This is a genomic window from Spirillospora sp. NPDC049024 (assembly GCF_040649235.1).
In the GTDB taxonomy this organism is placed as follows: domain Bacteria; phylum Actinomycetota; class Actinomycetes; order Streptosporangiales; family Streptosporangiaceae; genus Spirillospora.
In genome coordinates, this window is the sequence record NZ_JBEZFD010000012.1 from 207,322 (window position 1) to 229,907 (window position 22,586).

Genomic DNA, 22,586 nt, shown 5'->3' on the forward strand with positions numbered 1-22,586 from the left:
CGTGCAGGACCGGTTCTCTTCCGGCCGGAACCGCGCACCGGGCGCCCCCTCCACGGGTGGCGCCCGGTGCGGCGGCACGTCCCCCGGTCCACGTCTTCTTCACGTTCTAGGCAGGAGGAGGGGCACTCGTGCCTGACCAGGTGCCGGCCGTGCGGCTGACATCGATCACCAAGCGGTTCCCCGGAGTGGTGGCCAACCGCGACATCAACCTCACCATCGAGCGCGGCGAGGTGCACGCGCTCTGCGGTGAGAACGGCGCCGGCAAGTCCACGCTGATGAAGATCCTCTACGGGATGCAGCGGCCGGACGAGGGCACCGTCGAGGTCGACGGCGAGCAGGTCTCCTTCCGGACGCCGGCGGACGCGATCGCCCGCGGCGTCGGCATGGTGCACCAGCACTTCAAGCTGGCCGACAACCTCACCGTCCTGGAGAACGTGATCCTCGGCGCCGAGCCCCGCGCCAAGGGCCGGCGGCGCGGCCGCATCGACTTCGCCGCCGCCCGCGCGAAGATCAAGGAGATGTCGCAGGCGTACGGGCTGCGCGTCGACCCGGACGTGCTGGTCGAGACGCTCGGCGTCGGCGAGCGGCAGCGCGTGGAGATCCTCAAGGTGCTCTACCGCGGCGCCCGCGTGCTCATCCTCGACGAGCCGACCGCGGTGCTCGTCCCGCACGAGGTCGAGGAGCTGTTCGGCAACCTGCGGGAGCTGCGCGCCGAGGGCCTGACCGTGCTGTTCATCTCCCACAAGCTGGACGAGGTGCTGACCGTCGCCGACTCGATCTCGGTGATCCGGCGCGGCACGACGGTCGCGACCAGGCTCGACCCGCGGGAGGTGACGTCCCGGCGGCTGGCCGAGCTGATGGTCGGGTCCGAGCTGCCCACCCCCGAGCTGCGCGAGTCGACCGTCACCGAGGACGTCCAGCTGGACGTCGCCGGGCTGACCGTCCTGACCCCCGAGGGCCGTCCGGTCGTGAACAACGTGTCGCTGCGCATCCGCCGCGGCGAGATCGTCGGGCTGGCCGGCGTCGAGGGCAACGGGCAGACCGAGCTCATCGAGGCGATCATGGGGATCCGGGGCGCCGACGCCGGGACCATCGGCTACGGCGGCGACGACATCACCCATTGGGCGACGCGGCGGCGCCGCGAGGCCGGCATCGCCTACATCCCCGAGGACCGGCACCGGCACGGGCTCATCCTGGAGGGGACTCTCTGGGAGAACCGCATGCTGGGCCACCAGACCCAGCGCCCGAACGTGCGCGGCCCGTGGGTCGACCGGCGCGGCGCACGCCGCGACACCACCCGGATCGTCCAGTCCTACGACGTGCGGACGCCGGGGATCGACGTGCCCGCCGCGGCACTGTCGGGCGGCAACCAGCAGAAGCTCATCGTCGGGCGGGAGATGTCCGGCGACCCGCGCCTGCTGATCGCGGCGCATCCGACGCGCGGCATCGACGTCGGCGCCCAGGCCGCCATCTGGGAGCACCTGCGGCAGGCCCGCGCGGACGGGCTGGCCGTGCTGCTGATCAGCGCCGATCTTGAGGAACTCATCGGTATGTCCGACACCCTGCACGTGATCTTCCGGGGGGAGTTGGTCGCGGAGGTCGATCCGCGGACCGTCACCCCCGAGGAGCTCGGCTCCGCCATGACCGGCGCCGGAGCGCCCGCATGAGCGACGAGCGCAAGGACCTGGACCCGGCGGGCGAGGAGCCCGCGGACGGCGCGGACGCGGCACCGCCGAGCGGAGAGCCCGCGCCCGGCGAGCCCCCCGCCGTGAAGAAGCCCGAGGACACCGCCGCGGAGCGGCCTGGGGGCACTGCCGGGAAGCAGTCCGCCGACGTTCCCGCGCCGCGGAAGGGCGACGCATCCGAGCCCGGGCCGTCGGCCGCGAAGCCGTCCGAGCCTTCCGGGCCGGTGGAGTCGGAGACGGTGCCGTCGTGGAAGGCGATGCTGCGCGGCCTCGGCCCGCGCGGCCTCGGTCTGAAGATCGGCGCGCCGGTGCTGGCGCTGCTGATCTCCCTCGGCATCACGATGATCCTGCTGCGGATCACCGGCGCCGACCCGGTCAGCTCGATCCAGAGCATGATCGACTACGGCACCACCGAGAACTCGATCGTCGACATCCTCAACCGCGCCACCCGCTACTACCTGTCGGCCGTGGCCGTGGCCATCGGCTTCCGGATGGCGCTGCTGAACATCGGCGTGGACGGCCAGTACCGGCTCGCCGCGTTCCTCGCCGCCGCGCTCGGCGGCGCGCTGGCGCTGCCCGCCCCGTTCGGCCAGATGCTGACGATCATCGCGGCGATGGTGGTCGGCGGGCTGTGGGCGGCGATCGCGGGCGTGCTGAAGGTGACCCGCGGGGTCAGCGAGGTGCTGTCCACGATCATGCTGAACGCGATCGCGACCGGGCTGATCGCCTACCTGCTGAACGACAAGCGGCTCGCCGAGGTCCGGCCGGGCAGCAACAACGTCGCGACGCCGCGGATCCCGGAGTCGGGACGGGTCGGCGGCCTGAACGGGTTCCTGTCCTCGATCGGCATCGACCTGCCCGGCGACGTCTACGGGCTGCTGCCGCTGGCGATCCTGGTCGGCGTCGTGTTCTGGGTCGTGATCAACCACACGCGGTTCGGGTTCGACCTGAAGGTGTCGGGGCTGTCGCCGTCGGCCGCGCAGGCCAGCGGCGTCAACGCCCGCCGCATGATCGTCTACACGATGATCGCGTCCGGTGTGGTGGCGGGCCTGATCGGCATGCCGGAGCTGCTCGGCGCGTCCTACGAGTACTCGCTGAACTTCCCGGCCGGGCTCGGCTTCACCGGCATCACGGTCGCGCTGCTCGGCCGCAACCATCCGGCCGGCATCGCGCTCGCCGCGCTGCTGTTCGCGTTCCTCGACCAGACCTCCGACGTCCTCCAGGAGGTCGACGTTCCGAAGGAGATCGTCGGGGTCATGCAGGGCGTGGTCGTGCTGACCGTCGTCATCGTGTACGAGCTCGTCCGGCGCTGGGAGATCCGGCTGCAGCAGCGGGCCGTCGCCGCCGAGCTGGCCACCGGCCACGACCTGGCCCGCGAGGCCGCTGGGAGTGCCTCATGAGCACCGCGACCGAGACGGCCACCGCCAGGAAGGCCGTGAACGGCAAGCGCCGGCTGCGCTGGCCGCACTACCTGCTCATCGCGTCCGGCCTGCTGGTGCTGCTGTCGCTGGTCCGGGTGATCGACGACGCCGACCCGGTGACCTCCAGCGGGACGGTCAGCGCCGCGCTGCGCCTCGCCGTGCCGATCTTCCTGGCCGGGCTCGGCGGGCTGTGGTCCGAGCGGTCCGGCGTGATCAACATCGGGCTCGAGGGCATGATGATCCTCGGCACCTGGACGGGCGCGTGGGCCGGCTACCAGTGGGGCCCGTGGATCGGCGTCCTCGCCGGGATCATCGGCGGCGCGCTCGGCGGGCTGCTGCACGCGATCGCCACCGTGTCGTTCGGCGTCGACCACATCGTCTCCGGTGTCGCGATCAACATCCTCGGGCTGGGGCTCACGCAGTTCCTGGCCGGTCTGATCTTCGACAAGGGGGAGGCGAAGGCGCTCGGCGGCGGGCCCCGGCAGTCGCCCCCGGTCGATCCGGTCCAGACGCTGACGCTGCCGGTGCTGTCCGGCGGCAAGATCGGCGGCTGGGAGAGCCCCGACTGGCTCGGCTCGCTGGAGAAGCACCACTGGTTCCTGGTGTCGGACCTCGCGGGCATCGTGCGCGGCCTGACCAGCGACATGTCGCTGCTGACGCTCGTGGCGCTGCTGCTCCTCCCGGCCAGTTTCTTCGTGCTGTGGCGGACGGCGTTCGGGCTGCGCATCCGCTCGTGCGGCGAGGACCCGTACGCGGCCGAGTCGCTCGGCGTGCAGGTCTACCGGATGAAGTACGCGGCCACCATGATCTCGGGCGGTTTCGCGGGCCTGGCGGGCGCTTTCCTCGTCACGGTCGCCGCGCCGTTCTACCAGGACGGCCAGACCAACGGCCGCGGGTTCATCGGCCTCGCCGCGATGATCTTCGGCAACTGGCGTCCGGGCGGCCTCGCCGCCGGCTCGCTGCTGTTCGGCTACACCGACGCGATGAACGTGCGCGGCGGCGGCGAGTCGGTGCACGCACTCCTGCTGTTCGTGGCCATCCTGCTGATCGGCGTGGCCGTCTGGCAGGGCGTGCGCGCGAACCGGCTGCTCCCGCAGGCGGCGCTGGACGTCGCGCACCGCCGCGACATGCGGGCCGCCGTCCTCGGCGCCGTGCTGTCGCTGGTCGCGGCCGCCGCGCTGCTCACCTGGTTCCTGCTGAGCGACCTCGTCCCCGGCGAGCTGGTCTCCTTCACGCCGCACCTGACGACCCTGCTCGTCCTGGCCCTGGCCAGCCAGCGCCTCCGCATGCCCGCCGCCGATGGTCTGCGGTATAGGCGCGGTGAGGCACGATAACTCTCATGGAGATTGATTGGCCTGCTCTGCGCGTTGCCGCGCGGGAGGCGATGGCTCGTGCTTACTGCCCGTACTCCGGGTTTCCGGTCGGGGCCGCCGCGCTGGTGGACGACGGCCGGATCATCACGGGGTGCAACGTGGAGAACGCCTCGTACGGCGTCGGCCTGTGCGCGGAGTGCTCCGTCGTGTCGGCGCTGCACGGGCCCGGCAAGTCCGAGCGGCCCCGGCTGGTCGCCATGGCGGTGGTCGACCGGCACGGGAACCCGCTGATGCCGTGCGGGCGCTGCCGGCAGCTGCTGTGGGAGCACGGCGGCGCCCCGATGCTGCTGGAGACGACGCGCGGCATCCTGCCCATGTCGGACGTCCTGCCGGACGCGTTCGGTCCCGACGACCTCGTGGACCGGGCCTGACCGGCACGTCCCGCCAGACAACGCCGGTCGGCGCATCCCGCCGGCCGGCCGCACACCCCAGCCAGACCGACTCAGCCTGACCGGCACAGAGAGGATCTCGTGGACGCCATCGATGTCATCCGCGCCAAGCGGGACGGCGGGACGCTGACCCCCGAGCAGATCGACTGGGCGGTCGACGCCTACACCCGGGGCGCGATCGCCGAGGAGCAGATGTCGGCGCTGGCGATGGCGATCCTGCTCAACGGCATGTCGCGGGCCGAGGTGGCCCGCTGGACCGAGGCCATGATCCGCTCCGGCGAGCGGATGGACTGGTCGGCACTGGACCGTCCGACCACCGACAAGCACTCCACCGGCGGCGTCGGCGACAAGATCACCCTGCCGCTGGCGCCGCTGGTGGCGGCGTGCGGCGCGGCCGTCCCGCAGCTGTCGGGGCGGGGCCTCGGCCACACCGGCGGGACGCTCGACAAGCTGGAGTCGATCCCGGGCTGGCGGGCGTCGCTGTCGAACGCGGAGATGCTGGACGTGCTGCGCTCGGCGGGCGCGGTCATCTGCGCGGCGGGCAGCGGCCTGGCGCCGGCCGACCGCAAGCTCTACGCGCTGCGCGACGTGACCGGCACGGTGGAGTCGATCCCGCTGATCGCCTCCTCGATCATGTCCAAGAAGATCGCCGAGGGCACGGGCGCGCTGGTGCTGGACGTCAAGGTCGGCTCGGGCGCGTTCATGAAGACGGTCGACAACGCCCGCGAGCTGGCCGAGACGATGGTCGCGATCGGCTCCGACCACGGGCTGCGCACGGTCGCCCTGCTCACCGCCATGGACCGTCCGCTCGGCAACGCGGTCGGCAACGCCGTCGAGGTGGCCGAGTCGGTCGAGGTGCTCGCCGGGGGAGGGCCGTCCGACGTGGTCGAGCTGACCCTGACGCTGGCGCGGGAGATGCTCGACGCCGCCGGGATCTCGGGCAAGGACCCGGCCGACGCGCTGCGCGACGGCTCCGCCATGGACGTCTGGCGCCGGATGATCACCGCGCAGGGCGGCGACCCCGACGCGCCGCTGCCGGCCGCCCGCGAGACCCATGTGGTCACGGCCCCCTCCTCGGGCGTCCTGACCAGGCTCGACGCCTACGGGGTCGGGGTGGCGGCCTGGCGCCTCGGCGCCGGCCGGGCCCGCAAGGAGGACCCGGTGTCGTTCGGCGCGGGCGTCATCTGCCACGCCAAGCCGGGCGACACGGTCGAGGAGGGGCGGCCGCTGCTGACGCTGCACGCCGACGACGAGGCCGGGTTCGGCCGCGCGCTGGAGGCGCTGGACGGCGCCTATGACATCGAGGCAGGCGGCGCCGTGTCCGCGCACCCCCTGGTCATCGATCGGATCGCGGGACCCGACCGGTTTGTTAATAATCACCGTTGACGGGCGTTGTGTCCGCTCTGGAAGCTGATCAGGTTTCTCTCAGCAGCCAAGGAGCGGACGTTGCGACTCTCACTCCTGCCCGTGGCGGCGCTCGCGGGCGCGGTCGGCCTCGTGGCCGGCATGGTGCCCGCGTACGCCGACGCGGGACGTCCCCACATCGTGGTGAAGGACGGCAAGACGCAGCCCACGTTCTCGTTCAAGGACGCCATTCGCGAGAAGGTGTTCGTCGAGACGACCGTGGACAGCGACCGGGACGGCAAACGCGACCGCGTCTCCGTCTACGTCACCCGCCCCAAGGAGACGAGCGGCGGCCTCAAGGTCGCCTCCATCCTTGAGGGCAGCCCCTACTACGCCGGCACGCAGGACCCGCCATACCACCCGGCCGACGTGACCGACTACCCGCGCCTCGCGCCGTGGACGCCGCCGCCCGGCCCGCCCGGTCCGACGAGCTACTCCCGCGTCTACTACGACAACTACTTCGTGTCCCGCGGCTACGCCGTCCTCGCCGCCGACACCCTCGGCACGGGCGACTCCGACGGCTGCCCGACCGCCGTCGGCCCGAACGAGACGCAGGGCATGAAGTCGGTCATCGAGTGGCTCACCGGCAAGGCGACCGCGTACGACGCCCAGGGCAACAAGGTCGACGCCGGGTGGTCGACCGGGAACGTCGCCATGGCCGGCAAGTCCTACGACGGCACGCTGCCCCTCGCGACCGCCGCGACCCGTGTGCCCGGCCTCAAGACGGTCGTGTCCATCTCGGGCGTGTCCAACTGGTACGACGAGTACCGCGCCAACGGCGGCGTCGTCGCGCCGGACGGCTGGGAGGGCGAGGACCTCGACCTGCACGCCAAGGCCGTGCTGACCCGCCACGACCTCGAGGTCTGCGCGCCTGTCATGCACGAACTCGAGAAGAAGATGGACCGGGTCACCGGCGACTACAACCGGACCTGGGACGAGCGGAACTTCGCCAAGTCCGCGCCCCGGTTCAAGGCCAGCGTGTTCATGACCAGCGGCCTCGCCGACTGGAACGTCAAGCCGATCCAGATGTCCCTCCTGTGGGACGGGCTGAAGAAGGCCGGCGTCGACCGGAAGCTCTGGATCCACCAGGCCGCGCACGACGAGCCCCTGGACGTCCGCCAGAGCGTGTGGCTCGAAACGCTGAACCTGTGGTTCGCGCATGAGCTCTACAACGTCCGGAACGACATCATGCGCCGGCCCAAGGTCGACCTTGAGCGCACACCGGGCCAGTGGGAGACGCACAAGGACTGGCCGGACGCCTCGGCCCGTCCCGTTCCCCTCGGCCTGTCGGCGAAGGGCCTCGGCCGGCGCGGCCACGGCACCCAGCAGCTGGTGGACGACCCGTCCCGCAAGGCCGAGGACCTGGCCGCGAACCCGGACGCGGCGGACCCCAACCGCCTGATCTACCTCACGCCGAAGCTGACCAAGGCCATGAAGCTCAGCGGCACGGCGCGGATCAAGCTGCGCGCCTCCGTCGACGGCCGCTCGCCGTACCTGTCGGCCCTCCTGGTCGACTACGGCTCCGACGAGCGCGTCTCCGGCTTCGTCCGGACGCCCGACACCTGGTGCTACGGGGATTCCATCCCGGGTGACGAGGGCTGCCGCCCCGTCCGGAAGTACACCACCGCCGTCACCCCGTTCAAGATCGTGACGCGCGGCTGGACGGACGTCCGCAACCGCGAGTCGATCTGGCGGAGCACCCCGGTGAAGGCCGGCAAGGAGTACACGTTCAGCTGGCCCATGCAGCCGTACGACTACGTCTTCAAGCCCGGCCACCGGATCGGCCTCATGGTGCTGGCCACCGACCACGCCTACACGCTCCGCTACCCGGCGGGGACCAAGGTCAAGGTCGACCTGGACGGCAGCACCCTGACCCTCCCCCTCACCAACGGCTGACCCGGGCACGGCATCACCCCGTGCCCGCGCCTCTCGTGGGTGACTGTTGAAGGGCGGCGCCCGGAACGCCGAATCGGCGTTCCGGGCGCTCGCCTTTGAAAGGCCACCGTTCTCGGCTTCCGCGTCGGCTGACGCTGCCCGCGGATTCCGCTACGGCTGCTTCGACTCCCAGTACTTCCAGCCTTCCTTGGTGGTCGGAATGTTGCCGTAGAAGGCGTCCAGGAACTTGTCCTTGCAGTTGCCCTGGGTGCGCCACTTCTCGAACAGCACCTTGTAGCCGATCACGCGGTAGCGGATGTGCCCGTACCGGTTCTTGCTGATCTGGTGCTCGTACCAATGGCCCACGGTCACGTTGTTGCTCTTGGTCGCCGACTTGGACACGTTGGCCTTGACCGTGGCCCACACCGCGCCGATGGACGCCTCCGCGCCGGCCTCCAGCGTCGCCGACTTGGTGTACGAACGCTCGACCTTGCCGGTGACCTTGCCGCCCTTGCCGTCCACGAAGTGCGTGCCGGGCACCCAGTAGCTGACCGTCTTCTTCGACTTGACCTTGTAGTAGACGTCGGGCGGGCACGCCTTCGCCGGCGTGACCGGGGCGGCCGGCGACGCGGGGGCGGCCATCGCCGGCGTGGCGCTCACGGCGAGCGCCGCCATCGTCGCCAGGCCGAGTCCTATCGTGCGGAACCGGGTCATCTGCACTCCTCCACATGCTCGACGCGAAAGCCGAAGTGCCGTCGCGCCACCTGCCGCAACGTGCGGCATCGAGCAGTCAAGCCGTCATGATCAGCGGTCCGCACGCGTTCGAGCGTTCGGGATGGACCCGAACGCGATCGGTCTGCCACACTCTGCGCGTGAATGACCGCGAAGCCGAACTGGACCCTTTCGCGCTGACCACCGAAGAACAGTTCGTCGTGGCGTTACGAAGGCTCCGGGAACGCAGCGGCCTGACCTTCAAGGAAATCGAGCGGCGCACTTCCGCCCAGGGCCGTTTCCCGCTGCCGTCGTCCACTCTGGCCACGGCCCTGCACCGGAAGACCGTGCCCCGCCGCGAACTCGTGGCCGCGCTCGTCGAGGTCTGCGGCGGCGACGTGACCCGGTGGCTCTCCGCCCGAGAACGCCTCCTCCACCCGATGCCCCCCGAACCGTCCGCCCCGCCCGTCCAGGCCGAGAACCCCTCCGCGCCAAGGGACCACCTGGGGCCAAGGGACGACGAGGTCCCAGGGAGCGACGCGGCGGTGAGCGGCGATGCGACGCCGTTGGACGATGCTGCGCCCTTGGATGACGCTGCGCCCTTGGATGACGCGGCGTCGTTGGAGGACGCGGTGCCGGCGGAAGGTGCGGCGCGGCCCCGTCGGCGGCCGAGGCAGGGCATCCCCGTCGGCACCGTCGTCGTCACCGCCGTGGTCACCGCGGTCGTGACGGCCGCCGCGACCGCCGCCGGGATCGTCCTCACCCGCCCGTCCCAGCGCACCGACGCCAAGACCGCACCGGATGCCGCCCCCGCCCTCCCTCCATCGGGATCGACGCTCCGGCTCGGGGGGTTCTGCCTGTCCGAACGCCGGAACGACAGGTCCGGACTCGTGTTCCTCGCACGCTGCGCCGACAGCTTCCCGTCGCGCAAGCTCACACAGGACGGGACGTTCTGGCGCGTCACCACCCAGCACCCTGAATTCGGCGCCGGCTGCATGGGGGTCGTGGACGCCTCGTTCGAACCCGGCGCGCCCCTGTCCGACGACACCTGCGACCATGGCCAACCGGACCGCTTCACCCTCCGGACGCTGGCCGGAGGCATCCAGCTACGCCCCCAGGACCGTGATCTCTGCGTCGGCGTGAGGGGAGTGCCCGCCCTCCGTGCCCCGGTCCTCCAACTGCCCTGCGACGATCGCGCCCCCGGCCAGCTCTTCACCACCGCCGACCGCTAGCGCCGAGGCAAGCGGCTCTGCACAGACGCCGGCATCCGGCGGATCTGCCTGGCCGCGTCCGCCGGGCCGCCCGGCAGGAGTCCGGATCCGCTACCTTTCCCCAGATGACGCAGCGGCCGCGCCGGTACTCCTACGTGGGCCCGCCCGAGTTCCTCGCGACGGCACGACCGGGCACGGAAGGACGGCGGATCGCGTCCCCGGACGATCTCGCCACCTGGCTCGCCGCGTGCGACGAGGACGAGTCGACGGAGCCGTTCACCTTCGTCGTCGACCTGGACGGCTTCCTGCGCCTCTCTCCCCGGCGCGGCGAGCACGTCGTCTGCGCGGGAGGCATGCCCGTCCTGAGCGCCGGTGAGATCAGCTTCGCCCGACACGGCGGCCGGTGGTCGGTGGCGGGAGTCAGCAACCAGTCGACCGGCTACTGCCCCGATCCGGACTCCTGGCCCGCCGTCGGCGGTGCGCTCGACCGGGCCGGACTGGACCACCCGGGCCGCTTCACCGACCCGATGGTCTTCCGCCGCTGCCCCGAGTGCCGGGAACGCAACCTGGTCAAGGAGGCCCATTTCTTCTGCGCCCTCTGCGACGCCGAACTCCCGCGCACCTGGAACATGGACCCCGCCGACCGCTGAGGGGCCGGGGCTCATCCGGAGGGGCCGGACGGCTCCGGGGTGGTGTCGGCCGCGCGGGAGCGGGGGGGAGGTGGCCGCGACGTACTGGGCGCGGCCGAGCATGAGGAGGGCGGCGGCGACGCCCGTCCAGCCGAGGGCGATCAGGCGCGGGTCGCCCTGGTGGAGCCCGTAGAGGCCGAAGCAGAGCAACTCGCCCAATATGAGCAGCCATGTGCCGCGGGAGATCCCGGTCGGCCGGGGCGTGCGGTAAGCGGTCCACACCGAGGGGGCGACCTGGAGCACGAACGAGGCGGTGAGGAGCGCGCCGATTCCGGCGCGGCCGGTCGCCGCCCCGAACTCCGACAGCGTGAAGTAGATGATCCATCCGGCGTTGCCGACGCTGGTCAGGGCCGCCCACGACCAGGACACCCCGGTCGTGTCCCCGGCTCGCAGGACCCGGGCGAGCTGCGGCAGGAACGCATCGTCGACGACCGGCCGCTGCCGCTCTCGCCGTAGCCGTTCCGGCAGGGGCCGGCGCCGCGTGCGGGCCGGGTCGGGCCACGGCGGTGTGACGGCATTCACGCCAACCTTTCCGGGATTTGTGAGGGCGGGAGCCTCTCCGGGCGACGAAAAAAGGATCACCGAACCAAACGGCCGCGGGTCTCATCAAATACGGGCATAAGGGGGCACGGGCTCACGGGCTGAAAGTCGAGTAGGCCGCCGTGTCGATATGGAGAGAACATGCGACTCGGAAAGGCGACCGTTCTCGGTCTCGTGGTCGGCGCGGCGACGTTCGGAATGGCCGCGCCCGCGATGGCCGACCCGGGGGACGTCATCGTGAAGCCGGCGCAGGCCCGTCCCGGCGACAAGGTCACGGTGGTGGGGAAGAAGTGCCAGGTCGACGGCGAGGCGGGGTCGCTGGCCTTCGTCGGGGGCGCGGTGCCGCTGAACGGATCCGAGGAGGTCGACGGCCGGGCCGGTCTCGCGACCATCAAGAAGGACACCTTCCCCGGCACCTACACGGTGCTGGTCAGGTGCGGCGCGTACAGGGCGACCGGCGAGGTCCGCGTCGTGGACGGCAAGGCGCGTCCGATGGGGCAGCCCACCCCGACCGGCGGGGCGGCGACGGGTCTCGGCGGCGGGACGGGCGGCTCGAACACCGCGCTTCTGGCCGGCGGGGGCGTCCTGCTGCTGGGCGGGATCGGCGCCGGCGCCATTGCCGTCCGCCGTCGTAATGGCGCGGCCGCGTAATAGCGCGCCTTTCTGAAAGGGCCGCGTGGTTGTGGCGTCGGCCTTTCCGTAAGAGCAGAATCGGCGATTCTCGGCGGATGGAAGGAACAATGCGGGGAAAGGGTGGCCGGTGGGGCCTCTGGGGGTTGGCGGCGGTCCTGTCCGCCGCCGGCCTCGCCGCGCTCGTCCTCGGGCTGGGCGGCCCGGCCGGTCCGCCGAGCCCGCCCGCGTGGGCCGCGACCACCCGGCCGGTCGACCGGCACGGGCCGGTGCTCGACCCGTCCCCGCCCGTCCGGGTGGACGTCCCGTCCATCGGCGTGCGGGCGCCGCTGGCCCGCCTGGGTCTTGAGGCCGACGGCTCTGTGCAGGTGCCCCCGGCGGACCGGCCTGGGGAGGCCGGCTGGTACGCGGGCGGGCCCACGCCAGGCGAACGCGGCGCCGCGGTCATCCTGGGCCATGTCGACACCGCGAAGGGGGCCGCGGTGTTCTACGACCTGGGCCGGCTGAGGCCCGGGCACCGCGTCGAGGTGAGCCGCGCGGACGGACGGGTGGCCGTGTTCACCGTCGAGTCCGTGGAGCGTGTCCCGAAGGGCCGGTTCCCCACCGGTCGCGTCTACGGGCCGCTCGACCATCCAGGGCTCCGCCTCGTCACCTGCGGCGGCTCGTTCGACCGGGGCAAGCGCAGCTACACCGACAACGTCATCGTCTACGCCGCCGAGACTGCGGTCCGGTAACGGCCTGCCCGGCCTGGGAGGCCAGGCGGCGGGCGACCGGGTCCCCAACACCGCGAGCGCACGAAACGCGCTGCCCCTACAACGTCCGGTTGAGCGAGGGGACGGACGGTTGTTTGATCCGGCGGCCCGCCAGCCGCTTTGATCTCTCTCGGCCGCCGGGGGCGGCCGACATGAGGGCGGCCGGCGGGAGGGGCGCGGTGAGGGTGCGCATGGGGGAGGGGCGGTCGCTCGGGCGGCCGTTCGGGTGGCTCTGGGCGGCCTACGCGGTCAGCGCGGTCGGGACGTGGCTCGCCTTCGACGCCTTCCCGCTGATCGCGATCACCGTGCTGGACGCCGGGCCGGCCCGGGTGTCGGCGCTGGCCGCCGCCGGCCTGCTCGTGGGGGCGGCGGTGGCGGTGCCGCTCGGGCCCTGGGTGGAGTTCCGCCGCAAGCGGCCCGTGATGATCGCGATGGACCTGGTCCGGTGCGCGGCGCTGCTGAGCCTGCCCGCCGCGTTCCTGCTCGGCGGGCTCGGCTTCGTCCAGCTGCTGGTGGTGTCGGTCGTGGTCGCCGCGGCCGACATCGCCTTCACCGCGGCGAGCGGCGCCTGCCTGAAGGCGCTCGTCCGGCCGGAGGACCTGGTCGTCGCTAACGGGCGGCTGGAGTCCACGAACTGGACCGCGCTCATGCTCGGGCCGCCGCTCGGCGGCGCCGCGATCGGGCTGTTCGGGCCGCTGGTGACCGTGACGGCCAACGCGGCCAGTTTCGTGCTGTCGGCGGCCGGGATCCGCGCGATCGGCGGGACGGAGCCGCGCCCCGCCCACGCCCCGGAGACGGGCGCCCGGCTCCGGGCGGGGGACCTGTTCGAAGGGTGGCGCCACATCCTCACCAGCCCGGCGCTGCGCCCGCTGTTCCTCAACCAGATCCTGGTCGCCGGGCTGATCATGGCGACGGCGCCGGTGCTGGCCGTGCTGATGCTGGGCCGCCTCGGCTTCGCGCCGTGGCAGTACGCACTGGCGTTCGCCGCCCCCTGCGTTGGCGGTCTCGTCGGCTCGCGGCTGGCCGGACGGCTCGCCGCGCGGTTCGGGCGTCCGAGGACCATGCTCGTCTTCGGGACGCTGCGCGCGTGCTGGCTGCCCGGACTGGCCTTCGTCCGTCCGGGCGCCGCCGGGCTGGTGCTCGTCATCGCCGTCGAACTCGGGCTGATCACGTGCATGGGGGTGTTCAACCCGCTGCAGGCCGCCTACCGGCTGGAGCACACGCCGTCCGACCGTGTCGCCCGGGTGCTGTCGGCGTGGTCGGTGACCAGCAAGCTCACGATCGCGGGCATGACCGCCCTGTGGGGGCTGCTCGCCGGCCTCACCGGCCCCCGCACCGCCGTCGCGATCGCCGGCGTCCTGTCCCTGGCGACCCCCGCCCTGCTGCTCCGGGCACGCCGCGCGCTATCCGGCCCGGACGTCTTGACGCAGGTCAGCCCCAGTGCGAGCGTGAAAAGTGAGGGGGAAGGGGGACCCATCAATGATAGAGATCAAGAGCATCGAGAAGCCGGACGATCGGCGGGACTTCCCCAGGGGGCACCTGGAGATCGCCAACCTCAGCGGCCTCGTCTTCGGGAAGGCGACGTTCGAGCCCGGATGGCGCTGGACGGAGTCGGTGAAGGACATCGCGGGCACCGACCTTTGCGAGGTGCACCACAACGGCTACGTCGTCCAGGGACGGATGCGCATCCTCACGAATGACGGCGTGGAGCAGGAGGTCGGCCCCGGCGACGTGTTCGTCGTCACGCCCGGCCATGACGCCTGGGTCGTCGGGGACGAGGCCTGCGTCATGTACGACTTCGCCGGAGGCATCGGCGAGTACGCGAAGGCCTAGCGCTGACTGTTCGGCATCCTGAGGCGGGGGCACCGGCGCGTGCCCCCGCCTCCTGACGTCAGCTCCCGCCCCATGGCGTCAGGAGGACGCGGGGTCGGGCTCGGCGGGCCGGTGCCGCCGGTAGTGGCGGGCGACGCGGACGCGGTTGCCGCAGCGAGCCGCCGAGCACCAGCGGCGGCGGGGGTGGGCGGGCAGGAAGAGCATCACGCAGTCGTCGGCCTCGCACTCCCGGACCTTGGTGACCGCCGGGTCGGCGAGGAGCTCGGCGGCGGCCTCGGCAAGCCAGGCCGCCGGGCGGAGTGAGGGCGGGCCGGTGCGGCGGCGGGCCGCGCGCAGCGACCGCCCGTCCCAGTCCAGTTCGGTGACGGCGGGTGCGGCGCGCTGCGCCCGGTTGAGCGCCTCCAGGTCGCCGGCCGATGGCGGCTCGCCGCGGCGGACGCGGTCGAGGGCCCGGGCCGTGTGCTCCCGGACGTCCCGGACCGCGGCCAGCGACTCGGCCAGCGACTCGGCCGCCGGTTCCGTGGCGGCGAACGTCCGGGCCTCCTCGGACCGGTCGGCCTGCAGACGCAGCCAGACCCGCAGGTCATCGGGCGTGGACAGCAGGTCGGCGCCCACCGGTCGCGTGTTGACCAGGTCCAGGGCCGGCGGCTCACCGATCAGCGGGCTCGGGTCGCTCATGCTCTAACGGTACATCGCCGGGTTGACCCGTTAGGTGGTTGACGACTATATCTAATGCATCTATCCGGAAAGAAGGCGTTAGATATGCTCACCATCGCTCGTACCGTCCACCGCCACGTCGACGTCGGCGGCGTCCGCGTCTTCTACCGCGAGTCCCTCCCGGAGCGGGAGGACGCGCCCGTCCTGCTGCTGCTGCACGGCTTACCGTCCGCGTCGCACCAGTTCCGGCGGCTCATCGACGTCCTCGGCGCGCGCTACCGCCTGATCGCTCCGGACTACCCAGGCTTCGGCCACACGCGGGCGCCGGACGGCTTCACCTACTCCTTCGACGGCCTCGCCGACGTCATGGAGGGGTTCGTCGAGCGGCTCGGGCTCACCCGCTTCGCCATGTACGTGTTCGACTTCGGGGCGCCGGTCGGGTTCCGGCTGGCCGAGCGGCTGCCCGAGCGCATCGCGGGGCTGGTCGTCCAGAACGGCAACGCCTACGCCGAGGGCCTGTCGGACGGCGCCCGCGACTTCATCGCCCTGCGTCCCGGAGAGCCGGGCGCGGAGGAGACCGTCCGCGGCCTGCTGACCCCGGAGGGCACCCGGAGCCAGTACGAGACGGGCGTCGCCGACCCGGAGGCGCTCGCACCGGACGGCTGGACCCTCGACCAGCACTTCCTCGACCTTCCGGGCCGCAAGGAGGCCCAGGTCGCGCTGGCCTTCGACTACCACTCCAACGTCGAGAGCTACGACCGCTGGCAGGCCTGGCTGCGCCGGCACACGCCGCCCGTCCTCATCGTCTGGGGAGCCGACGACCCGTTCTTCCCCGCGCCCGGCGCCCGCGCCTACCTGCGGGACGTCCCGGACGCCGAACTCCACCTGTTCGACACCGGCCACTTCGCCCTCGAGACCCACCTCCGCGAGATCGCGCCGCTCGTCGCCGCGTTCCTCGACCGCGTCCGGGCGTAGCGGGGCGGCAGGGCCGCAGGTCGCGGGGGTCGTGCGCGGGCGCCGGGTTGGCGAGAGTTGACGACGCCCGAGGGGGCGGGGACGGGTAGGTTCGAGAAATGAACGTTCGGCCGACTCTTGAGGACATCCGCCGCGCGCCGAAGGTGCTGCTGCACGACCACCTGGACGGCGGGGTGCGGCCCGCGACCGTCGTCGACCTGGCGCGGGAGACCGGGTACGGGGACCTGCCCACCACCGACCCGGACGCCCTGCGGACGTGGTTCGAGGAGGCGTCCAACTCCGGATCGCTCGAACGGTACCTGGAGACGTTCTCGCACACCGTCGGGGTGATGCAGACCGTCGAGGCGCTCACCAGGGTCGCGTACGAGTGCGCCGAGGACCTCGCGAAGGACGGGATCGTCTACGCCGAGGTCCGGTACGCGCCCGAGCAGCATCTGCGGAACGGGCTGTCGCTGGAGCAGGTCGTGGAGGCCGTCCTGGACGGCTTCGCCCGGGGCCGCGAGGACTTCGGGATCCGCGTCGGGACGCTCGTCACCGCCATGCGGCACCAGGCGCGCAGCATGGAGATCGCGGAGCTGGCCGTCCGGTACCGGGACCTCGGCGTCGTCGGGTTCGACATCGCCGGCGCCGAGGCCGGGTACCCCCCGACCCGGCACCTGGACGCGTTCGAGTACCTGCAGCGCGAGAACGCGCACTTCACCATCCACGCGGGCGAGGGGTTCGGGCTGCCGTCGATCTGGCAGGCGATCCAGTGGTGCGGCGCCGACCGGCTCGGGCACGGCGTCCGCATCATCGACGACATCGAGGTGGAGAACGGCGAGGCGCGGCTCGGCCGGCTCGCGGACTACGTGCGGGACAAGCGGATCCCGCTGGAGATGTGCCCGACCTCCAACATCCAGACCGGCGCGGCGAAGTCGATCGCCGAGCACCCGATCGGGCTGCTGCGGCGGCTGAGCTTCCGCGTCACGGTCAACACCGACAACCGGCTGATGAGCGGCACGACGCTGTCGGAGGAGTTCGCCAAGCTCGTCGACGCGTTCGGCTACGGATGGGACGACCTGCAGTGGTTCACGGTGAACGCGATGAAGTCGGCGTTCGCGCCGTTCAACGAGCGGCTCGAACTGATCAACGGCGTCATCAAGCCCGGTTTCGCGCAGCTCAAGTGGAGCGGCGCCCGGCCCCTGGCATGATCGGGCCATGACCATTCGCTCCACCGGCGGGCGTGTCGCCGCGTACGCGTGGCTGGTGTTCGCCGCCCTCAACCTCGTCGACCTGTTCTTCGGCATCACCGGTGACCCCGACTACTCGCTGACGACGGTGACGATCGCGTTCCTGCTGCTGCTCGGCTGCGGGATCGCCTACGCGGTCGGGCTGCGGCCGGTGATCGTCGGCGACGACGCCGGGATCACGGTCCGCAACCCGCTCCGGGACGTCCGGGTGCCGTGGGGCGCGGTCCGCCGGATCGAGGGCAAGAACGCGGTGACGGTCGTGTTCGCCGGCCCGGACGGGACGGACCTGGAGACGCGGGCCTGGGTGCTCCAGACCTCGCCGCGTGCGCAGGCCAAGGCGGAGGCCCGCGCCGAGAAGGAGGCCCGCAAGGGCAAGGGGCAGGGCCTGGACCTCCGGGGCCGCACGCCGACCGCGTACGCCGCGCAGCAGCTGAACGAGATGAAGGACCGGCAGCGCCCCAAGGCCCGGTCGGGCGCGCCCGACAGGGCGGCCAAGGCCAAGGCCGAGGAGGAGGGGCCCGCCAGGGGGACGGTCAAGTGGTCCGTTCCCGCGGTGGCCTCGCTGGCCGTCCCGCTGGCGGTGCTCGTCGCGCTCCTGATCACGGGCGCCGTCACCTGACCGGTCTGATCAGGCGAGGGCCGCGGAGACGTCCGCGCGGAGGGCCTCCAGGTCGGAGGCGGCGCGCGCGCGGACAGCGGCGACGTCCTCGTCCACCGGGATGACGACCTCCAGGTAGCACTTCAGCTTCGGCTCCGTCCCCGAGGGGCGGATGACCACCCGCGACCCTCCGGCGAGCCGGAACCGCAGCCCGTCGGTGGGCGGCAGGCCCCCGGTGGGCCGGGCGAGGTCGTCGAACGACTCGACGCGCCGCCCGCCCAGCTCGCGCGGGGGATCGGCGCGCAGCCGGGTCATCGCCGCGGTGATCAGCGAGAGGTCGTCCACCCGGACCGACAGCTGGGACGTCGCGTGCAACCCGTACCGGCGTGCCTGCGCGTCCAGCAGGTCGAGCAGTGTGCGGCCGTCGCGCTTGGCGTCCGCCGCGAGCGCGGCGACGGCGAGCGCGGCGCCGATCCCGTCCTTGTCGTTGACGAGGACGCCCCGGTCGTCGCCGACGCTGTATCCGAGCGCCTCTTCATACCCGAACACCAACCGCTGGCCCATGTCCCCGGCCTTCATGATCCATTTGAAGCCGGTGAGCGACTCGGCGAACCGCACGCGGTGCGCGGCGGCGATCGAGCGCAGCAGCGACGACGACACGATCGTCGTCACGACCAGGCGGTCATCGCCCGAGGTGTGCCGCAGCACGTGCTCGGCCAGCAGCCCGCCGACCTCGTCCCCGGTCAGCGCCCGCCACCCGGACGGGCCCGGGACGGCGACGGCGCAGCGGTCCGCGTCCGGGTCGTTCGCGATCACCAGGTCGGCGCCGCGGGCCTCGGCGAGCGCCAGCGCCAGGTCGAGCGCGCCCGGTTCCTCCGGGTTCGGGAACTCGACGGTCGGGAAGTCCGGGTCGGGCTCGGCCTGCTCGGGCACGACGATCGGCGCCGGGAACCCGGCGCGGTCGAACGCGGCGAGCAGGACGTCCCGGCCCACCCCGTGCATGGGCGTGTAGACGATCGACACGTCCCGGTCGCCGCCGAGGCGCAGGGACGACACCGCGTCCAGGTAGAGGCCGGCGCCCTCGTGGACGGGCCAGCCCGCACCGAGCGGCAGTTCGTCCACGCGGCCGACGGCGTCGATCGCGGCGGAGATCTCCGCGTCCGTCGGCGGGACGATCTGCGCCCCGTCCGCCCAGTACACCTTGTAGCCGTTGTCGCGCGGCGGGTTGTGGCTGGCCGTGACCATGACGCCCGCCACGATGTCGTCGAACGCCCGGGTGAAATGGGCGAGCACGGGCGTCGGGACGGGGTCGGCGAACACCTCGGGGCGCAGCCCCGCGCCGCTGAGCACGGCCGCCGTGTCGTCGGCGAACCGGCGGGACCCGTGCCGCGCGTCGAAACCGATGATCACCCGGCCGCCGGCGGGCAGCCGGGCGGCGAGGCCGGCGGCGGCGCGCATGACCGTCACCCGGTTCATCCGGTTCGGCCCGGCGCCGAGCTCGCCGCGCAGGCCGGCCGTCCCGAACTCCAGCCGCGCTCCGAACCGGTCGGCGAGGGCCGCGTCGTCGCCGGCGTCCAGGATCGCCCGCAGCTCGGCGCGCGTCCCGGGGTCGGGGTCCTGTTCGAGCCACTCCTCGGCCCGCGCCCGCAGGTCGCTCACAGCTTCGCCAGGACGGTCGCGAGCAGCGTGCCCATGCGTCCGGCCGACGCGCGTCCCGCCGCGAGGACCTCCTCGTGGTCGAGAGGCTCGTCCGACAGCCCGGCCGCGATGTTGGTGACCAGCGAGATGCCGAGCACCTCCGCGCCGCCCTGGCGGGCCGCGATCGTCTCCAGCACCGTCGACATGCCGATCATGTCGGCGCCCAGCGTGCGCAGCATGCGGATCTCGGCGGGCGTCTCGTAGGTCGGGCCGCGGAACGCCGCGTAGACGCCCTCCGACAGCGTCGGGTCGACCTCCTTGGCCAGGGCCCGCAGGCGTCCCGAGTACGCCTCGGTCAGGTCGAGGAACGTCGCGCCGGTCAGCGGGTTCGCGCCGGACAGGTTCAGGTGGTCGGAGATCAGCACCGGGTCGCCCACCCGCTGGTGCTCGGGGCGCAGCCCGCCCGCCGCGTTCGTGAGCACCATCGTCTTCACGCCCGCGGCGAGCGCCGTCCGGACGCCGTGCACGACGGCCTCGACGCCGCGGCCCTCGTAGAGGTGCGTCCGGCCGAGGAACACCAGCGCGTGGCGCCCGGCGATCTCCACGACGCGGATCCGCCCGGCGTGGCCCTCCACGGCGGGCGGCGCGAAACCGGGCAGCTCGGTCACGGTCAGCTCGGCGACGGGCTCGCCCAGCCTGTCGGCCGCCGGGACCCAGCCGGACCCCATGACGAGTGCGACGTCGAAGGAGTCGATGGACGTGCGGGCGCGCAGCTCGTCCGCCGCGTCCCGTGCCAGTGCAAAAGCGTCGTTGCTCACGCCGCCGACACTACCGCCGCCCCGGCACGGCCCCGCCGGGTCAGTCGCCCAGCGACTTGCAGGGACGTGTGCGCAGGTCCTTGACGTAGTCGTCGGGCGCGCCGGCCTTCTCCGCGGCGTCGGCGAGGATGCCGAGGTAGCGCGCGGACGGCAGCCCGCCCTCGTAGTCGTCCAGGACGTACAGCCAGCACAGCGCGTCGCCGTCGAGCGTCTGCACCCGCACCCTGATCTTGCGGTAGACGCCGAGCGCGGCCCCCTCCCAGGCGTCGAGTTCCTTCTCGTCCCAGGCGGGCACGTCGTACATGACGACGAAGACCTGTTCGGAGTCGTCCTCGACGACCGTCGCGAGGGCCCCGTCCCAGCCCTTGTCCTGCCCCCCGAAGGTCAGGCGCCACCCGGCGAGCCAGCCGGTGCCGCGCATGGGCGAGTGGGGAGCCCGGCCGGCCATCTGCTCGGGGTCCATGTTGGAGGCGTACGCCGCGTACAGAGCCACGTTGGCAGGCTACGCCAACTAGGCCTCGGGGGTGTGGGGGTCGTCCCCCACAGGGAACACGTAGGCCTCGGGGGTGTGGGGGTCGTCCCCTACGGGAACGCGCCATGCGGGGGAGGGGGCTGATGGGGTTGTTGCAGGAAGAAGTGGTGCGGAGCGGGACTTTTCACTGCCGAGAGTAGGAAACAATGGAAGATGTGACCCGCATCGTGATCATCGGAGGAGGCCCGGGCGGTTACGAGGCCGCGCTCGTCGCGGCGCAGCTCGGCGCCGACGTGACCGTCATCGAACGGGACGGTCCGGGCGGCGCGTGCGTGCTCACCGACTGCGTGCCCTCCAAGACGCTCATCGCCACCTCGACCCGCATCGCGGTCATGTCGGAGTCGGCCGGCCTCGGACTGCGCTTCAACGGCGGCCCGGACGGCATCGTCGGCGCCCTCGAGGCCGACATGGCCACCGTCAACAAGCGCGTGAAGGACCTCGCGCGGGCCCAGTCGTTCGACGTCGCCGAACGGCTCGCCTACGAGGAGGTCAAGATCGTCCGCGGCGAGGCGCGGCTGGTGGAGCCGCATGTCGTGGCGGTCGGCGAGCGCCGCATCCGCGCCGACATCGTGCTCATCGCGACCGGCGCGACGCCGCGCGTGCTGCCCGGCGCGGAGCCGGACGGCGAGCGCATCCTGAACTGGCGGCAGCTCTACGACCTGCCGGAGCTGCCCGAGGAGCTGATCGTGGTCGGCTCCGGCGTGACGGGCGCCGAGCTGGCCGGGGCGTACCTGTCGCTCGGCTCGAAGGTGACGCTGGTGTCGTCGCGGGACCGGATCCTGCCGACGGAGGACGCCGACGCCGCGGCCGTCCTGCAGGAGGTGTTCCTGCGGCGCGGCATGAACGTCATGTCGCGGTCCCGGGCGGCGGCCGTGGAGCGGTCGGGCAACGGCGTGATCGTCACGCTGGAGGACGGGACGAAGGTCGAGGGCACGCACTGCCTGATGACCGTCGGGATGGTCCCGAACACCAAGGGCATCGGCCTGGAGGAGGTCGGCGTGCGGTGCGACGCGCGCGGCTTCGTCGAGGTCGACAAGGTCTCGCGGACGTCCGTCCCGCACATCTACGCGTCCGGCGACTGCACGGGCGTGCTCATGCTGGCGTCCGTCGCGGGCATGCAGGGCCGCATCGCGATGTGGCACGCGCTGGGCGAGGCCGTGCAGCCGCTGAAGCTGGGCTGGGTCGCCTCCAACATCTTCACCGATCCCGAGGTCGCGTCGGTCGGCGTGACGCAGCACATGGTCGACTCCGGGGACGTCAACGCCCGGACGGTCATGCTGCCGCTGTTCACCAACGCGCGCGCCAAGATGCAGGGCTTCGAGGACGGCTTCGTGAAGCTGTTCTGCCGCCCGTCCACGGGGATCGTGCTCGGCGGCGTCATCGTGGCCCCGCGGGCGAGCGAACTGATCCTGGGCGTGTCGATCGCCGTCCAGCAGCACCTCACGGTCGACCAGGTGGCGCACACGTTCGCGGTGTACCCGTCGCTGTCGGGCAGCGTCACCGAGGCGTCCCGGCGGCTGATGTCCGAGCACGCCTACTGAGAGATCCGCCGCACGGACGCGGAGCCCGGTCCTGGGCCGTCACCGCATCGGACGTCCTCCTGTCCATGCGTGGCACGCCGCGCCC

The 22,586-nt window shown here is 72.4% G+C and carries 21 protein-coding genes; 16 read left to right on the plus strand and 5 right to left on the minus strand.

The window, feature by feature from the left end; genetic code table 11:
- Nucleotides 1-128: 128 nt before the first annotated feature.
- From AB0C21_RS23400 to AB0C21_RS23425, 6 genes are all read left to right on the plus strand, one after another.
- A complete protein-coding gene (locus AB0C21_RS23400; RefSeq protein ID WP_500206868.1) occupies nucleotides 129-1,667 on the plus strand; it encodes an ABC transporter ATP-binding protein in 1,539 nt (512 codons plus the stop codon).
- A complete protein-coding gene (locus AB0C21_RS23405; protein WP_500206869.1) occupies nucleotides 1,664-3,085 on the plus strand; it encodes an ABC transporter permease in 1,422 nt (473 codons plus the stop codon). Before AB0C21_RS23400 ends, AB0C21_RS23405 begins: the two co-directional genes overlap by 4 nt.
- On the plus strand, nucleotides 3,082-4,440 hold the full coding sequence (locus AB0C21_RS23410; RefSeq protein WP_500206871.1) for an ABC transporter permease: 1,359 nt from the start codon (nucleotides 3,082-3,084) through the stop codon (nucleotides 4,438-4,440). The genes AB0C21_RS23405 and AB0C21_RS23410 overlap by 4 nt, the downstream gene beginning before the upstream one ends.
- A gap of 5 nt (nucleotides 4,441-4,445) precedes the next feature.
- Nucleotides 4,446-4,850, plus strand: a complete 405-nt coding sequence (locus AB0C21_RS23415; protein WP_149259046.1) for a cytidine deaminase — start codon at nucleotides 4,446-4,448, stop codon at nucleotides 4,848-4,850.
- 99 nt (nucleotides 4,851-4,949) lie between these two features.
- Entirely contained in the window at nucleotides 4,950-6,254 is a 1,305-nt protein-coding gene (locus tag AB0C21_RS23420) for a thymidine phosphorylase (protein ID WP_500206873.1), read from the plus strand.
- Nucleotides 6,255-6,314: 60 nt separating this feature from the next.
- The gene (locus tag AB0C21_RS23425; protein WP_500206874.1) at nucleotides 6,315-8,168 is read left to right on the plus strand and encodes a Xaa-Pro dipeptidyl-peptidase; all 1,854 of its coding nucleotides are present in this window, start codon (nucleotides 6,315-6,317) and stop codon (nucleotides 8,166-8,168) included.
- Nucleotides 8,169-8,318: 150 nt separating this feature from the next.
- Here the strand turns inward: AB0C21_RS23425 and AB0C21_RS23430 are convergent, their stop codons facing one another.
- On the minus strand, nucleotides 8,319-8,861 hold the full coding sequence (locus AB0C21_RS23430) for a hypothetical protein (protein ID WP_500206875.1): 543 nt from the start codon (nucleotides 8,859-8,861) through the stop codon (nucleotides 8,319-8,321).
- Nucleotides 8,862-8,875: 14 nt separating this feature from the next.
- Between AB0C21_RS23430 and AB0C21_RS23435 the strand changes: the two genes are divergently transcribed.
- From AB0C21_RS23435 to AB0C21_RS23460, 6 genes are all read left to right on the plus strand, one after another.
- Nucleotides 8,876-10,090, plus strand: a complete 1,215-nt coding sequence (locus tag AB0C21_RS23435) for a helix-turn-helix domain-containing protein (protein ID WP_500206877.1) — start codon at nucleotides 8,876-8,878, stop codon at nucleotides 10,088-10,090.
- 104 nt (nucleotides 10,091-10,194) lie between these two features.
- A complete protein-coding gene (locus AB0C21_RS23440; protein WP_500206878.1) occupies nucleotides 10,195-10,719 on the plus strand; it encodes a hypothetical protein in 525 nt (174 codons plus the stop codon).
- A 720-nt stretch (nucleotides 10,720-11,439) separates the two neighbouring features.
- Nucleotides 11,440-11,949, plus strand: coding sequence for a hypothetical protein (locus AB0C21_RS23445; protein WP_500206880.1), 510 nt, complete (start codon nucleotides 11,440-11,442; stop codon nucleotides 11,947-11,949).
- A gap of 89 nt (nucleotides 11,950-12,038) precedes the next feature.
- Complete coding sequence (locus AB0C21_RS23450; RefSeq protein ID WP_500206882.1) at nucleotides 12,039-12,662, plus strand: class F sortase; 624 nt, start codon at nucleotides 12,039-12,041, stop codon at nucleotides 12,660-12,662.
- A 197-nt stretch (nucleotides 12,663-12,859) separates the two neighbouring features.
- Nucleotides 12,860-14,380, plus strand: coding sequence for an MFS transporter (locus tag AB0C21_RS23455; protein ID WP_500206884.1), 1,521 nt, complete (start codon nucleotides 12,860-12,862; stop codon nucleotides 14,378-14,380).
- The gene (locus AB0C21_RS23460; RefSeq protein WP_235036750.1) at nucleotides 14,361-14,513 is read left to right on the plus strand and encodes a cupin domain-containing protein; all 153 of its coding nucleotides are present in this window, start codon (nucleotides 14,361-14,363) and stop codon (nucleotides 14,511-14,513) included. The genes AB0C21_RS23455 and AB0C21_RS23460 overlap by 20 nt, the downstream gene beginning before the upstream one ends.
- Before the next feature lie 78 nt (nucleotides 14,514-14,591).
- On the opposite strand, the gene AB0C21_RS23465 is transcribed toward AB0C21_RS23460, so the two are convergent.
- Nucleotides 14,592-15,191: a CGNR zinc finger domain-containing protein gene (locus AB0C21_RS23465; RefSeq protein WP_500206887.1), complete on the minus strand. Its 600-nt coding sequence runs from the start codon at nucleotides 15,189-15,191 to the stop codon at nucleotides 14,592-14,594.
- Nucleotides 15,192-15,275: 84 nt separating this feature from the next.
- On the opposite strand from AB0C21_RS23465, the gene AB0C21_RS23470 reads away from it, so the two are divergent.
- The 3 genes from AB0C21_RS23470 to AB0C21_RS23480 all read left to right on the plus strand — a co-directional run bounded on the left by AB0C21_RS23470 (nucleotide 15,276) and on the right by AB0C21_RS23480 (nucleotide 17,993).
- Nucleotides 15,276-16,145: an alpha/beta fold hydrolase gene (locus tag AB0C21_RS23470; RefSeq protein WP_500206888.1), complete on the plus strand. Its 870-nt coding sequence runs from the start codon at nucleotides 15,276-15,278 to the stop codon at nucleotides 16,143-16,145.
- Between the two features lie 98 nt (nucleotides 16,146-16,243).
- Nucleotides 16,244-17,335, plus strand: coding sequence for an adenosine deaminase (locus tag AB0C21_RS23475; protein WP_500206889.1), 1,092 nt, complete (start codon nucleotides 16,244-16,246; stop codon nucleotides 17,333-17,335).
- Between the two features lie 7 nt (nucleotides 17,336-17,342).
- Nucleotides 17,343-17,993, plus strand: a complete 651-nt coding sequence (locus AB0C21_RS23480) for a PH domain-containing protein (protein WP_500206891.1) — start codon at nucleotides 17,343-17,345, stop codon at nucleotides 17,991-17,993.
- Nucleotides 17,994-18,002: 9 nt separating this feature from the next.
- Here the strand turns inward: AB0C21_RS23480 and AB0C21_RS23485 are convergent, their stop codons facing one another.
- Genes AB0C21_RS23485 through AB0C21_RS23495 form a run of 3 tightly spaced genes read right to left on the minus strand, consistent with a single transcriptional unit; the run spans nucleotide 18,003 to nucleotide 20,921 of the window.
- Entirely contained in the window at nucleotides 18,003-19,631 is a 1,629-nt protein-coding gene (locus AB0C21_RS23485; RefSeq protein ID WP_500206893.1) for a phospho-sugar mutase, read from the minus strand.
- Nucleotides 19,628-20,428 (minus strand): purine-nucleoside phosphorylase, encoded by an 801-nt coding sequence (locus AB0C21_RS23490; protein ID WP_149259063.1) that lies wholly within the window; start codon nucleotides 20,426-20,428, stop codon nucleotides 19,628-19,630. The genes AB0C21_RS23485 and AB0C21_RS23490 overlap by 4 nt, the downstream gene beginning before the upstream one ends.
- A gap of 40 nt (nucleotides 20,429-20,468) precedes the next feature.
- The gene (locus AB0C21_RS23495; RefSeq protein WP_141580950.1) at nucleotides 20,469-20,921 is read right to left on the minus strand and encodes a gamma-glutamylcyclotransferase family protein; all 453 of its coding nucleotides are present in this window, start codon (nucleotides 20,919-20,921) and stop codon (nucleotides 20,469-20,471) included.
- Nucleotides 20,922-21,115: 194 nt separating this feature from the next.
- Here AB0C21_RS23495 and AB0C21_RS23500 point away from each other — a divergent pair, with 194 nt between their 5' ends.
- Nucleotides 21,116-22,501 carry an NAD(P)H-quinone dehydrogenase gene (locus AB0C21_RS23500; protein WP_149259544.1) on the plus strand — a complete coding sequence of 462 codons (1,386 nt, stop codon included), beginning with the start codon at nucleotides 21,116-21,118 and terminating at the stop codon, nucleotides 22,499-22,501.
- Nucleotides 22,502-22,586 lie beyond the last annotated feature (85 nt).